The organism is Paenibacillus sp. MMO-58, assembly GCF_037146255.1.
GTDB lineage: Bacteria > Bacillota > Bacilli > Paenibacillales > Paenibacillaceae > Pristimantibacillus.
Genome location: NZ_JBBCVY010000011.1, coordinates 101,159 through 114,581, shown reverse-complemented (window position 1 = coordinate 114,581; position 13,423 = coordinate 101,159). Strand labels below are relative to the sequence as shown.

Annotated in this window: 9 protein-coding genes and 1 riboswitch; of the genes, 1 reads left to right on the top strand and 8 read right to left on the bottom strand. The window is 54.9% G+C overall.

All coding sequences use genetic code 11. The features are described 5' to 3' along the window. Positions 1-118: 118 nt before the first annotated feature. Genes WFJ73_RS26480 through WFJ73_RS26455 form a run of 6 tightly spaced genes read right to left on the bottom strand, consistent with a single transcriptional unit; the run spans position 119 to position 7,254 of the window. Complete coding sequence (locus WFJ73_RS26480; protein ID WP_336775947.1) at positions 119-1,117, bottom strand: aromatic ring-hydroxylating dioxygenase subunit alpha; 999 nt, start codon at positions 1,115-1,117, stop codon at positions 119-121. A 17-nt stretch (positions 1,118-1,134) separates the two neighbouring features. Beyond that, the gene (locus WFJ73_RS26475) at positions 1,135-2,169 is read right to left on the bottom strand and encodes a BMP family protein (protein ID WP_336775946.1); all 1,035 of its coding nucleotides are present in this window, start codon (positions 2,167-2,169) and stop codon (positions 1,135-1,137) included. 34 nt (positions 2,170-2,203) lie between these two features. Beyond that, positions 2,204-3,727, bottom strand: coding sequence for an ABC transporter ATP-binding protein (locus WFJ73_RS26470; RefSeq protein WP_336775945.1), 1,524 nt, complete (start codon positions 3,725-3,727; stop codon positions 2,204-2,206). Positions 3,728-3,738: 11 nt separating this feature from the next. Continuing rightward, positions 3,739-4,677, bottom strand: a complete 939-nt coding sequence (locus WFJ73_RS26465) for an ABC transporter permease (protein ID WP_336775944.1) — start codon at positions 4,675-4,677, stop codon at positions 3,739-3,741. Then, entirely contained in the window at positions 4,674-5,846 is a 1,173-nt protein-coding gene (locus tag WFJ73_RS26460) for an ABC transporter permease (protein ID WP_336775943.1), read from the bottom strand. Before WFJ73_RS26460 ends, WFJ73_RS26465 begins: the two co-directional genes overlap by 4 nt. Before the next feature lie 22 nt (positions 5,847-5,868). Next, complete coding sequence (locus WFJ73_RS26455; RefSeq protein ID WP_336775942.1) at positions 5,869-7,254, bottom strand: amidohydrolase family protein; 1,386 nt, start codon at positions 7,252-7,254, stop codon at positions 5,869-5,871. Between the two features lie 302 nt (positions 7,255-7,556). On the opposite strand from WFJ73_RS26455, the gene WFJ73_RS26450 reads away from it, so the two are divergent. Further along, positions 7,557-8,015, top strand: coding sequence for an Lrp/AsnC family transcriptional regulator (locus WFJ73_RS26450; RefSeq protein ID WP_127498721.1), 459 nt, complete (start codon positions 7,557-7,559; stop codon positions 8,013-8,015). Between the two features lie 42 nt (positions 8,016-8,057). Here the strand turns inward: WFJ73_RS26450 and WFJ73_RS26445 are convergent, their stop codons facing one another. Both WFJ73_RS26445 and WFJ73_RS26440 read right to left on the bottom strand, forming a co-directional pair. Next, positions 8,058-9,884 (bottom strand): APC family permease, encoded by a 1,827-nt coding sequence (locus WFJ73_RS26445; protein ID WP_336775941.1) that lies wholly within the window; start codon positions 9,882-9,884, stop codon positions 8,058-8,060. Positions 9,885-10,037: 153 nt separating this feature from the next. Beyond that, positions 10,038-10,231, bottom strand: a riboswitch (cyclic di-AMP (ydaO/yuaA leader). A 294-nt stretch (positions 10,232-10,525) separates the two neighbouring features. Next, positions 10,526-12,688: a glycoside hydrolase family 3 N-terminal domain-containing protein gene (locus tag WFJ73_RS26440; protein ID WP_336775940.1), complete on the bottom strand. Its 2,163-nt coding sequence runs from the start codon at positions 12,686-12,688 to the stop codon at positions 10,526-10,528. Positions 12,689-13,423 lie beyond the last annotated feature (735 nt).

Sequence of the window (13,423 nt, the reverse complement as noted above, 5' to 3'; positions counted from 1 at the left end):
AGGCGGGTGGCCGCCATTCCGCTTAACGATGCGCAGCATCGTTAAGCGCATAAATAAAACAAAAAGAGACGACTCGCCATGCCCTCCGGCTGGCGGGTCGTCTCTTTTGTCATTGCGGCTACGTTGTGCCAAACGTGACGCCAAGCTCGATGAGCCAGCGGCGGTAGGCGACGGACAGCGAGTCCGCCTTATGGTTCAGCTCGAGCTGAAGGTCGAGCGGCAGAAGCTCCGGCTTCTGCGTTTCGATAATCCACTTATCCTGCTCGAATACGGTGTCTTGGAAGTTGACGAACTGCTCATCCGGTACGTCGAAGCCGTAATTCCGGGAGACGGACATGTAGACAAGACATTCCTTCTCCTCGACCGGAAGCACCGTTAACAGAATCCACAGCGTCTGCCCTGTTGCCGCATCGCGTTTGGACAGCCGGGCCGCAAGCGGACGGAACACTTCCTTCACGTATACATACGTCGTGCCTTCCTCCATCTCGGAGCCGGAATGGGCTACGGGCTGGAAGATCGGAACGTCGCCGGTATAGACGCGACCAGGCTCCTTATACACCTTAAAGTCCGGCAGCTCCGCATAGTCTGGGTGACCAAGCAGACCGCCGTGAACAAACATCAGATGGGCAAAATCCGTAAAATTCTCGATCACGCGGGTTCCCGCCGCATGCACCGCGTAAGGACCGCATGGAAGCGGACGGTATTCCGCGTTCTCGAACTCTTCCAAATACGGCAGTTCGCATGTCGGCTCGCCCAGGCAAACCCATACGAAACCATACTTTTCAACGGCCTGGTACTTGGTCGCTTTCGCCCGCAGCGGAATTTTGTCCGTCTTCGCCTGAGCCGGGATACATACGCATGCGCCGCTGCCGTCATACTTCCAGCCGTGGTAAGGGCAGACCAGCGTCTCCCCCTCCACTCTCCCCTTCGACAGCATGGCACCGCGGTGGATGCACAAGTCTCGCAGCGCATAGACCTGGCCGCTTGCCGCACGGAATACGGCCACCCGCTCGCCCAATACGATAACGGAGACAGGCTCTTCCCTGAGGTCTTTCGCAATAAACACGGGATGCCATTCGTTAAGCAGTACGGTATCTTTTACGGTTGCTGTCAGCATATGAGCCACTCTCCTTGTTATTGGTTGCCGATGACTTTCTCGCCGGATTTCAGAGTTTCGACAATGGCATTAATCTTGTCCATGATGTCCTTCGAAATTTTATCCTCGAAGCTATGGAATGGAGCCAGATAAATCGCGCCGTCCTTCACGCCAAGGAGCTGGGATTCGGCCTTCATCTCGCCTTTTTGAATACGCTCCACGACGACCTTCATCGCTTCCGGATAATCCTGAATGACGCTGGTGACGACCGTATCCGGACCGTTTGGATTCTGGTCCTGGTTCGAGCCGATGGCCAATACGCCTTTTTGCTGCGCCGCCTCGATTCCCCCGAGTCCAGCCTGGTTCGCATTGGTCATGACGACATCGGCTCCTTTCTCGATAAAGGAGATCGCGGTTTCCTTCGCTTTGGCGACATCGCTGTCGCCGCCCATCATCGTAGACAGCACTTTAATAGAAGGGACCGTCTCCTTCGCGCCAAGCTCAAAACCCTTCACCGAGTTTGCGATTGGAGGGATATCGGAGCCGCCAATAGCCGCAACCGTGCCGGACTTCGACATCAGGGCCGCAATCGAACCCATCAGGTAGCCCTGCTCGCTGTTGTTTAAGCTGAGGGAAGCGAGATTAGGCTCCTGCGATATAGTCGAGCTGTTGACGAGAAACCAGGTATCCTTGTAATCGGGAGCGATATCCTTCATAATGTCGCCGTACTCGAAGCCGTGCCCGATAATAACGTCGTAACCGTCATCGGCATAACCGCGGATGAACTCAGCCGCATCGGAGTTGCTTACTTTCTCGGAATAAGCCGTCTCCGCGCCAAGCTCTTCCTTAATCTTCATAAGCCCGGCGTATGCCGTTGCATTCCAGCCGTTGTCATTGACCGGACCAGGGGTGAGCAAAGCCACCTTCAGGCTTTTGCCGCCGCTTTCCGATTTCCCGGCCGCCCCCGATTCACCGCTGTTCTCCGCTTTATCGCTTCCGCAGGCCGCCAACACAATCATCAGTACGCACACGCCTAATACCGCCATCGATTTCGCCCATTTCCCCATTCTCATCCTAACCCCTCCAAATTGGAATGATATGTCCCCTCTATATGGCAAAAGAAGCATTCGGCCGGATCCCCGCCATCAGCTGGCCAATGCGATCCCTATCCGCGCTTTCTCTATCCATCGTGCCCAGCAGCTCACCCTTGTACAGCACCGCAATGCGGTCCGACAGCGCCATCACTTCCTCCAGCTCCGTCGAGATAAGCAGAATGGAACAGCCATGCTCACTAGCTTCAAGCAACCGCTTGTGGACATATTCCGCCGCGCCGACATCCATTCCGCGCGTAGGCTGCATAGCGACGATAACTTTCGGATTCAGCATCAGCTCACGGGCCAGAATCACCTTCTGCTGATTGCCTCCGGACAGCCTGCCGACCGGAACCGAGGCACCTGAGGTCTTAATCGCGAAGCTCTTGATCTGCTCCTCCGCGCATTCCCGCATCCTCCTTCGGCTGATGATGCCGCCCTTGCTGAATCTGCGCTTCCGGTATTCCTTCGCAATCAGATTCTCCTCCACGCTCATCTGAAGCATAAGCCCTTCCTTATGCCGGTCCTCGGGGATATAAGCGACCCCCTTCTCCTTCATGCTTCGGGGCTGCTGGCGCTGCAGAGCCTCTCCATCCAGCTCGATGATTCCCGCATCCTTGGGACGAAGTCCGAACAGCACCTCGCTCAGCTCGCGCTGCCCGTTGCCGTCTACGCCGGCTATGCCAAGAATCTCTCCCTCACGAATGCGAAAAGAAATATCCTTAAGGACCGGTACGCCGCTTTCGCTAGCGTGGAGCCCCGTCACCTTCAGACGGTTCGTCTGACTAACGACGCCTGCCTTCCGGACCGGAGAGACAACATCGCGCCCCACCATCATGCGTGCGAGATCTGCCGGAGTTATGCCGTCAAGGCTATGCGTACCAATTAGCTTCCCGAGCCGCAGCACGGTCACGCGGTCGCAAATCTCCCGAATCTCCTGAAGCTTGTGGCTGATGAAAATAATCGTCTTCCCCTGCTCCTTAAGCGTCCGCAGCACCCGGAACAAATCTTTCACCTCCGAGGGTGTCAGCACCGCCGTCGGCTCATCCAGAATAATGAACTCGGCGCCCCGAAACAGCGTCTTGACGATTTCCACGCGCTGCTGCTGACCGACCGACAGCTCGCTAACTCTCGCTTCCGGCCGAACATCCAGACCAAAGCGGTCCGACAGCTCCCGAATCTCCGCGCAAGCCTTCTTAAAGCGAAAGAACGGGCTGCGATCCCGCTTCAATCCAAGCAGCACGTTTTCCGCGACCGTCAGCGCCGGAATGAGCATAAAATGCTGATGCACCATCCCAATCCCCACGCTGCCTGCCTCACGGGGCGATGCAAACCGAACAGGCTTGCCCTTATACAGAATTTCGCCATAGTCGGGCTCCAGCATGCCTGAGAGCATGTTCATAAGCGTGCTTTTGCCGGCACCGTTCTCGCCGAGAAGAGCATGAATCTCGCCCTGCCGAATGGCCAGATTCAACCGGTCATTCGCCACAAAGGAACCAAAACGCTTTACTAAATTTCGTATTTCCAAAATCGGCTCCATAAGCTTCCCTCCTAACCGTTCCGGTCTGCGAGACTTTTATAAGCAGCGGCCGTCGCAGCAGGCTGCTTGCTCTTGCCCGAGAACCAAGCGAGAGCCACCATCGTCAGCAGATAAGGAAACATCAGCATGAACTGGTACGGAATCTTAATTCCGAACGATTGGAACCTTAACTGCAGGGCATCCGCCCCGCCAAACAAGAGAGAAGCCCCCATCGTGCCAAGCGGCGTCCATTTGCCGAAAATAACCGCCGACAAGGCGATAAAACCACGGCCTGCCACCATGTTTTCCGTAAATTGATTCAGAATGCCAAGGGATAACGAGCAGCCGGCTACGCCAGCCAGCATCCCGCCGATAAGACAGCAGATATATCGGATGCGGTGAACGCGTACGCCAAGCGTATCGGCGGCCAGCGGATTCTCCCCTACCGCCCTAACCCGGAGCCCCCAATTGGTCTTGTAGAAAATAAACGCGGCAGCCGGCACCAGCAGGTAAGAAGCATACGCAAGCACATTCTGATCAAACAATGCTTCCCCGACATACGGAATGTCGCTCAGCAGCGGGATCCGCAGGCTTGGAATACCGTTCACCCGCACCGCTTCCTGCCCCATGCCAAGCAGGCTCCGGCCAAACACCGTTGTGATGCCTAAGCCGAACAGATTAAGCGCCGTCCCGATCACAACTTGATCGGCCCCCGTCGTAATTACGAGAAAACCGAACAGCAGTCCGACCAGCCCGGTAACGGCGATGGCAAACCCTACGCCTGCTGCCGCACTGCCGAAATAATGCGCGCCAACGACACCGGACAATGCGCCAATCAGAACGATGCCCTCCATCCCGATGTTCAGAATTCCGCTCCTCGACATGAACAGAATGCCAAGCGCGGCGAGCAGCAGCGGAACCGACAGGCGAATGGCGGAAGCCAAATAGCTGACAATCACTTCCTCGCTCATCTCGATCCCTCCCCTTTGTTCAGGCTGAGAGCCGTCTCCGGCGCCGCTTGCACAGCCTTCAACTCTTCCGGACGGCTGTTGCCGCCGAATCGGGCCGCAAGCGAAGCGATCAGCCGACGCTTCAAGCCGCCGAACCAATACCGGTTGCATACAACCAGCACAATAATCGTGGCCTGAATAACGTATACAAGCGAGGTCGAGGTACCCGTCATCCGCTGCATGGCATTGGCCCCGCTCCGCAATCCGCCAAACAGAATAGCCGAGCCGATATTGCCAAGCGGATGCGCCCCGCCGACCAGCGCGACAGCGATGCCGTCATAGCCGTAGCCGGGCGAAAAGTTCTGGAAAAGACGGTTCTGCACGCCGGCTATTTCCACGTAACCCCCGATTCCGGCAATCGCTCCGCTGACCATCATGACGAGCAGCATATTGCGGCTGACCGGAATGCCCATAACCTTCGTCGCCTGCTTGTTGAAGCCGACCGACCGGATTTCATAGCCCCAGACCGTCCGGTTCAAGACAACGTACAGAATGACCGCCAGCGCAACCGCCAGCACAAAGCCGTAATGCAGCCTGGAGTCGAGCAGCCTCGCAAGCAGCGCCGATTCCGGGAGCCTCGCGGACTGCGGAAGCGTACCGGACGGATCCTTCATTGGACCGGTCACCATGTAGCTGACCAAGTAAATTCCCACATAATTGAGCATGATGGTGTTTATAATCTCGCTTGCGCCTTTGAATATTTTGAGCGCTCCGGCAATACCCGCCCAGACCGCGCCTCCAGCCGCACCGGCTGCAATGCAGAGAGGCAGATGCGCAAAGCCCGGAAGACCCGGGACATACAGCGCGGCCATCGTGCCGGTCATCGCTCCGATATAGATCTGGCCTTCCGCGCCGATGTTGAACAAGCCGCTCCGGTAAGCAAACGTGTAGCATAGACCGGCGAACAAGAGCGGAGTTGCCTTGACCAGCGTTTCCTTCACGCTGTTCGCGTCGCCGGCTGCGCCGTCCCAGATAAGCCGGTACGCCTCCAGCGGCGATACGCCCGCAGCTGCCATCACCAGACCCCCGGCGAGCAGAGCGACAAGCACCGCCCCGGCGTAAAACAGAACCTCGACCACGGCTTTCACCCATCGTTCCGCCTTTTCGTTAACGCTCCTTGCCTCACTCATGAAGACCGCACCTCCGCCTTCTTTATTCCACTACGCTAAATACCGGATAAGCCGTGCCCAGCCTCTGCCGCAGCACATCGACCCTTGCCTGCGCCCTGCGGATAATCTCTTCTTCATCCACCAGCGTGCATTTGCCGCGATGAACGACAAGCTGACCGTTCACGAAAACCGAATCCACGTCATTGCCGTTTGCGTTATATACAATGGCCGAGCTGACCCGGTGAATGGGCGCGATATGCGCCTTCTGCAGATCAATGATCACGACATCCGCTTTTTTTCCCGGCTCCAGGCTGCCAAGCTCCTGCTCTCTCCCAACGGCCTTGGCCCCGTTGATTGTCCCCATCTTCAGCACCTGCATGGGCGGCAGCAGCGTTGAATCGAGCTGATCAACCTTATGCAGGCAGGCCGTGAACTTCAGCACTTCGAGATTATCCTGGCAGTTATTGCTGCCGGGACCGTCCGTCCCCAAGGCCACATTAATGCCTCGCTCCAGCATCTCGGGCACGCGCGCTACGCCGGAAGCCAGATACATATTGGAAATCGGGCAATGAATAACGGTAGCCTCATTCTTCTTCAGTAAATCCAGCTCTTTATCATCCAGCCAGACGCCGTGAACGACCTGCGTGTGCTTGCCGAGCAGGCCCACCGCTTCAACCAGCTCCAAATTCCGAAGCCCGAAACGTTCCATCGTATTGTCAATCTGGTCCTTCGTTTCCGCGACGTGAAGGTGAGTAATCAGTTTGTTCCGCTCGCTGTAATCAGCCGCCTGCCTCAGGAAGCTCTCCGAGCAGCCGTATAAATTAAGCGGGCCAAGCGCAATGGAGATCCGGCCTTCGCCCGCTCCCTGCCAGCGGTCAAGCAGAACATCCGTATTGCCGAATATTTGCTCAATCGTTTCGCTAAGCCTTGGCTCGTAGCTGAGGTCAACGCCTCCCCTGGCCATATGACCTCGAATGCCCGACTCCTGCATGGCCTTCAGGACACCGTCATCATTGCCGGCATGGGTGTGAACATAGTGGTGGTCCATAATGTAGGTCGCGCCTGACTTCAAATTCTCAATGCAGCCGATCATGGCCGCCAGATAGAAATCCTCTTCCTCCATGGCAAGAGATGCCGGCCATATGATTTGCCGAAGCCATTGCGCCAGCGGCAAATCATCGGAAACGCCCCTTATAAAGGTCTGAAACAAATGGGTGTGCCCGTTCACCAATCCGGGAATGACGGCCTTCCCCTGCGCATCCATCAAGATATCCGCCTGCCGGAGAAGCTCATCCTTCGAGCCGTCCGCCGGCCACTCTCCCACCTCCGCAATAAGATCCCCCTTCATGAGAACATAACCATTAGGGATCACCCGCATCTCCTCATTCATCGTGATGACGGTCCCGTTACGAATCAGCTGCTTTTTCATACCGATCACACCCTCATGTAAGTTGATTAACCCGCAATTTGAAGTTTTCGCAACCATTCCGTCTGTTTCTGGTTTCGTATGTAATGTTTTATGACATCAGTATAAGAGCGCCCCAGCAGAGCGTCAACCACATCGTAACTAAAAAAGGGCTTTTCTGGACTGTTTTGTCATTTTCTATAGACCATTTTGGTTACTGATGTTATATTAATTTACATAAAAACGAACGAATTCGAAACTAATACCTAACATTTATCTCGCACAAAGTAGCTTAACGTGAAATTTTATCGAATAGGAGTGGTCTCATGCATTTACTGCACTTGGATGACACAGATCAGGAAATTATCCGCCTGCTGCACGATAACGGACGGATGTCGTACGCCAAGATCGGCGAGCTTCTCAATTTATCTAGAGTCGCGATCCAGAAGCGCGTGGATGCGATGGTGAATAACGGAATTATCGAGAACTTCACCGTACGGTTAAACACAACCAAGCTCGGCAAATCCATCTCCGCTTTTTTCGAAGTTGAGGTTGAGCCTCGATTCGTAGAGCAAGCCGGGGCACTGTTATCGGAGGAACCGGAAGTGATCAGCATCTATCAGATGACGGGACCAAGCTCGCTGCATATGCATGCGCTGCTGAAGGACGAGGAGGCGCTGGAGCACTTTTTGTTCAAAAAAATCTATGTGCTTGAAGGGATCGTAAACGTCAACACCCATATGGTTATCAAACGCTTTAAGCAGGGTACGGGGCTTGAGCTGTAGGCAGACAAAAAGCCTCGGTCCCGACGGGACCGAGGCTTTGGGCTATTTTTTCAAATGGTAAGGCACTGTGGTGATGATAACGTCCTTACGGTACAGAAGCTGGGCACGGAGCATTAGGCTCGTTTGGTTATGCAAAATGTTGTGCCAGCCCTTCTTCGGAATAAACTGCGGAATAATGACGGTTACCTGGTAATTGTTCTCGCCCGCCTTGCGCTGCACCGTATCGATAAACTTGAACAGCGGATTCGATATCGAGCGGTAAGGCGAATGCAGAGTCACGAGCCGGACATCCGGCTGGAATTTCTCCCACTTCTCTTCGAAGACGGCTTCATCCTCTTTTTCAAAAGGAACGTACACGGCAATGATCTGTTCAGGCTTAAGCGACTTGGCATATAGAATCGAATGCTCGACAACATGCGTAATCCCCGATACCGGCAGAATCATTACGTTACCCTCAATCGGCATTACAGGCTCGCAGGTAGCGAGGCGCAGCTGTTCGCCCACCGCTTCGTAGTGCTTCTTGATCCGGTGGAACACGAAGATAATAAGCGGCAGGAAGATCAGAATCGACCATACCTGCGCGAACTTCGTCAGGAAAAACATCATCGAGACGATAAAGCTGATGAGCGCGCCAATCGAGTTAATGATAAACTTGCCGACCCAGCCCTTCGGCCGTTGGCGGAACCATTTGACCAGCATCCCCGTCTGCGACAACGTAAACGGGATAAATACGCCAACCGCGTACAACGGAATGAGATGCTCGGTCTTGCCCTGGAACGCCACGATCAGGATGATGGACAGAACCCCAAGGCTGATGATGCCGTTCGAGTAACCGAGACGGTCACCGCGAGCCGTAAACATTCTCGGAATAAACTTATCCTTCGCCAGGTTAACAGCCAGCAGCGGGAAGGCCGAATAGCCGGTATTAGCCGCCAGGATCAAGATAAGTGCCGTAGTACCCTGGATAAAATAATACATCGTATGGCGTCCGAATATGCTCTCGGCAATCTGTGACACAACCGTTACTTCTTCTTTCGGCGCTATACCGTAGTAATACGCCAGGAAGACGATACCCGAGAACAGGATCGAGAGCAGGCCACCCATCGCTAATAACGTCTTGGCCGCATTGTTCGGCGCAGGATCCTTGAAGTTCGGGATCGCGTTCGAGATGGCCTCAACCCCGGTCAAAGCCGAGCTGCCCGATGCGAACGCGCGAAGCAGCAGGAACAGGCTGATGCCTGCAACCGGCGTTCCTAAAGAGGTGTGAAGCGCAGGCGATACGTCGCCTGTGGCGATTTTGTACAAGCCTACAATGACCATGACAACAATCGCGAGCACAAACAAGTAAACGGGATAAGCAAGGATAGACGCCGATTCCGTCACGCCCCGCAGGTTTAAGATCGTAATAAAAAGGACAAACACGATAGAGATTAGTACTGAATGCTCGTGCAGGCTTGGAAAAGCGGACGTAATCGCGTCCGTACCCGCCGAAACGCTTACCGCTACGGTCAAAATATAATCGACCAGCAGGGCGCCGCCTGATATGAGACCCGGGAACACCCCGAGATTTTCCTTCGATACGACATACGCTCCCCCGCCATGCGGGTAGGCAAATATAATTTGCCGGTAAGACAAGATAAGCGCCGTTAATAAGACCAGCACCCCGACACCAATCGGAATCGAATACCAAAACGCCGCTGCGCTAACGGTCATCAAGACGAGCAAAATCTGCTCTGGCCCGTAAGCAACGGATGATAAGGCATCCGAGGACAGGATCGCAAGCGCCTTCGTTTTAATGAGCTTCTGTTCCCCTAATTCCGTGGACTTGAGGGGACGCCCGATCAGTAATCTTTTGATAAGAGTAAACACACAGGTCACCGCCAACATTGAAGTTAAACATCTAATACCTGGATACTTGGCTACTCGAACACTTATCAGTGCTAATGTAACCACCTTTGCTTCTTTCTACGCATAGAAAAAAGACCGCAGAGTATCCTCCCGCGGCCCGTAAATAACCGAAGTTCACCCTCTCTATCAACGCTTACAAGGTTAGCTGACGGATTCGGGCGTTTAGAGTCGCCCTACAGCTTGCTGCCCGCAATCCTATAATGCGGCCGGCATGCCGATTCACCCCGGCGACAAGCATGCACTTTCCTGCCTATCGCAATTGGTTCCCCTGCTCTCCGTTTCTAACGGAAACTCAGCGAATATGAACATATGAAGTTTTGCAGATTTGATCATAGACCCGATCCCCCAATTCTGTAAACTGCGATATAAACGCGAAAAAGGGCAGAATGGTCTGTTTTCCATTCATGAATGCGGATACATAATTGGCTCGCTCTCGGAATGTCCCAAATAAACCGCCATGCTTTCTTTTACCGTGCAATCGGCAGATAATCCCTGCTATGACAGTGGAGATTGGCTATTATCTGACAGGCATGCCCTATTAAAGGCTTTGTCAGCAAAAAAAGCGCGAACCTGCCTATGGCTGGCCCGCGCTTTTTTTGTTTTTATTTCGTAAGACGGAACGATTTCGCTTCCGCATCGCGGCTGTTAGGGCCTACAAAGACATGGAATTCGCCTGCATCGCTCTTCAGTTGCAGATCCGCATGGTAATAACGAAGCTGTTCCTCGGTAATCTCGAACGTCACCGTCCGCGTCTCGCCCGGCTGGATGGCCAGCTTGCGGAAGCCCTTCAGCTCCTTCAGCGGACGGACAACCTCGCCGGCAAGATCGCGTACGTATAGCTGGACAACCTCTTCGCCGGCAGAAGCTCCCGTGTTTGTCACGTCAACCGATACCCGAAGCGTATCTCCTGCGCTCATAACGTCCGTAGACAGGGTGGCTTCGCTGTACGAGAAGCTCGTATAGCTCAAGCCGTAACCAAACGGCATAAGCGGCGCATTCGGCATGTCCAAATATTTCGAGACGTAACGCTCATTCGCATTCTGTGGCGTAAGCGGACGTCCCGTATTGTAGTTGTTGTAGTATACCGGAACTTGTCCAACGGAATAAGGGAAAGACATGGTCAGACGTCCTGACGGGTTCACGTCGCCGTAGAGCACATCCGCGATCGCATTGCCGCCTTCCGTACCAGGGAACCAAACCTCAAGGAGCGCATCCGCCTCCTCGATCACGCCATGCAGATCAAGCGGTCTACCGTTGAACAATACAACCACGATCGGCTTGCCAAGCGGCTTCAGCTTCCGAACAAGCTCCAGCTGCGCCTCTGGCAGACGGATGTCGCCGCGGCTTCCCGCTTCCCCGCTCATCTCGGAGCTTTCGCCCAGCGCCAGCACGATTACGTCGGCTTGCAATGCCGCAGCCACCGCTTCCTGAAGCTGCTCCTCGGTCACGGCTTCGATATCGGAGCCTTTCGCCACCGCAACGATATCCGCTCCCTTATGGGCAGATAGACCCGCATGCAGCTGCACCGTTTCCTCTTGCTTGCCCCAGATCGACCAAGGGCCCAGAATATCTCCGCTTTCGGCAAACGGTCCGATAAGCGCAAGCTTTTGCCCGCCGCGAAGAGGTAGAGCCTCCTGCTCGTTCTTCAGCAGCACGAAGGATTTAGCCGCGATCTCGCGTGCCGCAGCCCGGTGCTCAGGCGACAGCAGCACTTCCTTCTCCCGTTCTTCGCTTGCGGCGCGGTACGGATTCTCGAAGAGACCCAGCTTGTCCTTCAGCTTCAGAATGCGGAGCACGGACTCGTCAATCAGTTTGATATCCACTTCGCCCGATTCCACAAGCTCCTTCAAATGATTGGCATAGTGCGAGGTCATCATCTCCATGTCGACGCCGGCTTCAATCGCCTTCCGCGCGGCTTCCTTGCCGTCCGCCGCAACGCCATGCGGGATCATCTCGCCTACCGCGCCCCAGTCGGAGATCAGCATGCCGTCAAAGCCCCACTCGTCGCGGAGCAGGTTCCGCATCAGCCACTTGTTGCCGGTTGCCGGGATGCCGTCGACGGTGTTGAAGGCCGTCATCACCATCTCGCAGCCCTCGTCCAGCGCGGCTTTATAAGCCGGCAGATAGGACTCGCGAAGCTGTCTCTCCGACATGTTGACGGTATTGTAATCGCGACCGCCTTCCGCTGCGCCGTAAGCGGCAAAATGCTTCACGCACGCGGCAACGCGGTCCATATCGCCCGCGAGGTCATCGCCTTGGAAGCCGCGGACGAAGGCACGCGCATATTCGCTGTTCAGGTACGGATCTTCGCCCGTCGACTCCATTACGCGGCCCCAACGCGGGTCGCGTACGAGGTCCACCATCGGCGCAAACGTCACGTGAATGCCCGTAACGGCCGATTCCTTGGCAGCAATCGCGGCGCTTTTCTCCGCCAGCTCCAGGTCCCAAGTGCTGCCGATCGCTAGCGTCACCGGAAAAATAGTACGGTAGCCGTGGATAATATCCGCCATAAGAAGCAGAGGAATGCCGAGGCGGCTGTTCTCCATGTATTTTTTCTGCAGAGCTATCGTTTCCTTCGCGCCAACGGCACTCAGTACGGATCCTGCATTGTTCACCATATTTTCCGTAACGCCCATCCAGGCCAGCGGACCCGTCAGGTTAGCGTCATCTTCGCTGAGAAAATTAGGGGTAAGCTGCATCAGCTGAAAAATCTTTTCTTCCAGCGTCATCTGCTCAAGTAATGCTGTCATCGATTGTTTCGTCACGTGGACAAACCCTCCATTTGAATCGGATGATTTCTTGTTCTCTTCCATTATACCGATTGCCGCCGGGCCGCAATATGTCGGGAATAGCCGAAAAACTCTACAATCTGGCTGTGTGCTGCTGAACAGGCTTGGCGGTGGCAGGCATGGTCGCTGCGCGAAAGGCATGCTCCTTCGATCGCTGTTGTACCCCGATTTCCTCGAATAACCGCTATAGCGGTTGAAATCCGGGTACAAAGGCGAGCGCTACGCTTCTCAGCGAGCATGCCTTCCGCTCCGCTCCGGCCCTGCCACTCTTCAACCGTTCAATCTGCCATGGCCAGATTCAAGCTTTTAGGCTGGTTTCTGGGCGTTATCACTGCGCAAAAGACATGCTTCTTCGATCGCTGTAGTACCCCGATTTCCTCGAATATACCGCTATAGCGGTTGAAATCCGGGTACAAAGGCAAGCGCTGCGCTTCTCAGCGAGCATGTCTTTTGCTCCGCTCCGGCCCCGCCGCTCTTCACCGGTTCAATCTGCCATGGCCAGATTGTATTTAATGCAGGATAAATGCCGCTTTCGCGCTGCCCGCTCATGCTATGTTGTATAGAATGCAGTATATTTGCCCTCCTCGGGGCTTTTTGAACCAATTTGGCCGATTATCCTGCATTCCGTGCAACGTACGGCCTAGCACTGACCCTTCGGGGCTAATTATCCTGTATTCCGTGCAACGTAGACGAAATGGATCCCCCGCCAAA

Coding starts and splice junctions, on each gene's coding strand:
- WFJ73_RS26475 (WP_336775946.1), bottom strand. CDS start 2,169: ATGAGAATGGGGAAATGGGCGAAATCGATGGCGGTATTAGGCGTGTGC.
- WFJ73_RS26460 (WP_336775943.1), bottom strand. CDS start 5,846: ATGAGTGAGGCAAGGAGCGTTAACGAAAAGGCGGAACGATGGGTGAAA.
- WFJ73_RS26455 (WP_336775942.1), bottom strand. CDS start 7,254: ATGAAAAAGCAGCTGATTCGTAACGGGACCGTCATCACGATGAATGAG.
- WFJ73_RS26480 (WP_336775947.1), bottom strand. CDS start 1,117: ATGCTGACAGCAACCGTAAAAGATACCGTACTGCTTAACGAATGGCAT.
- WFJ73_RS26450 (WP_127498721.1), top strand. CDS start 7,557: ATGCATTTACTGCACTTGGATGACACAGATCAGGAAATTATCCGCCTG.
- WFJ73_RS26470 (WP_336775945.1), bottom strand. CDS start 3,727: ATGGAGCCGATTTTGGAAATACGAAATTTAGTAAAGCGTTTTGGTTCC.
- WFJ73_RS26465 (WP_336775944.1), bottom strand. CDS start 4,677: ATGAGCGAGGAAGTGATTGTCAGCTATTTGGCTTCCGCCATTCGCCTG.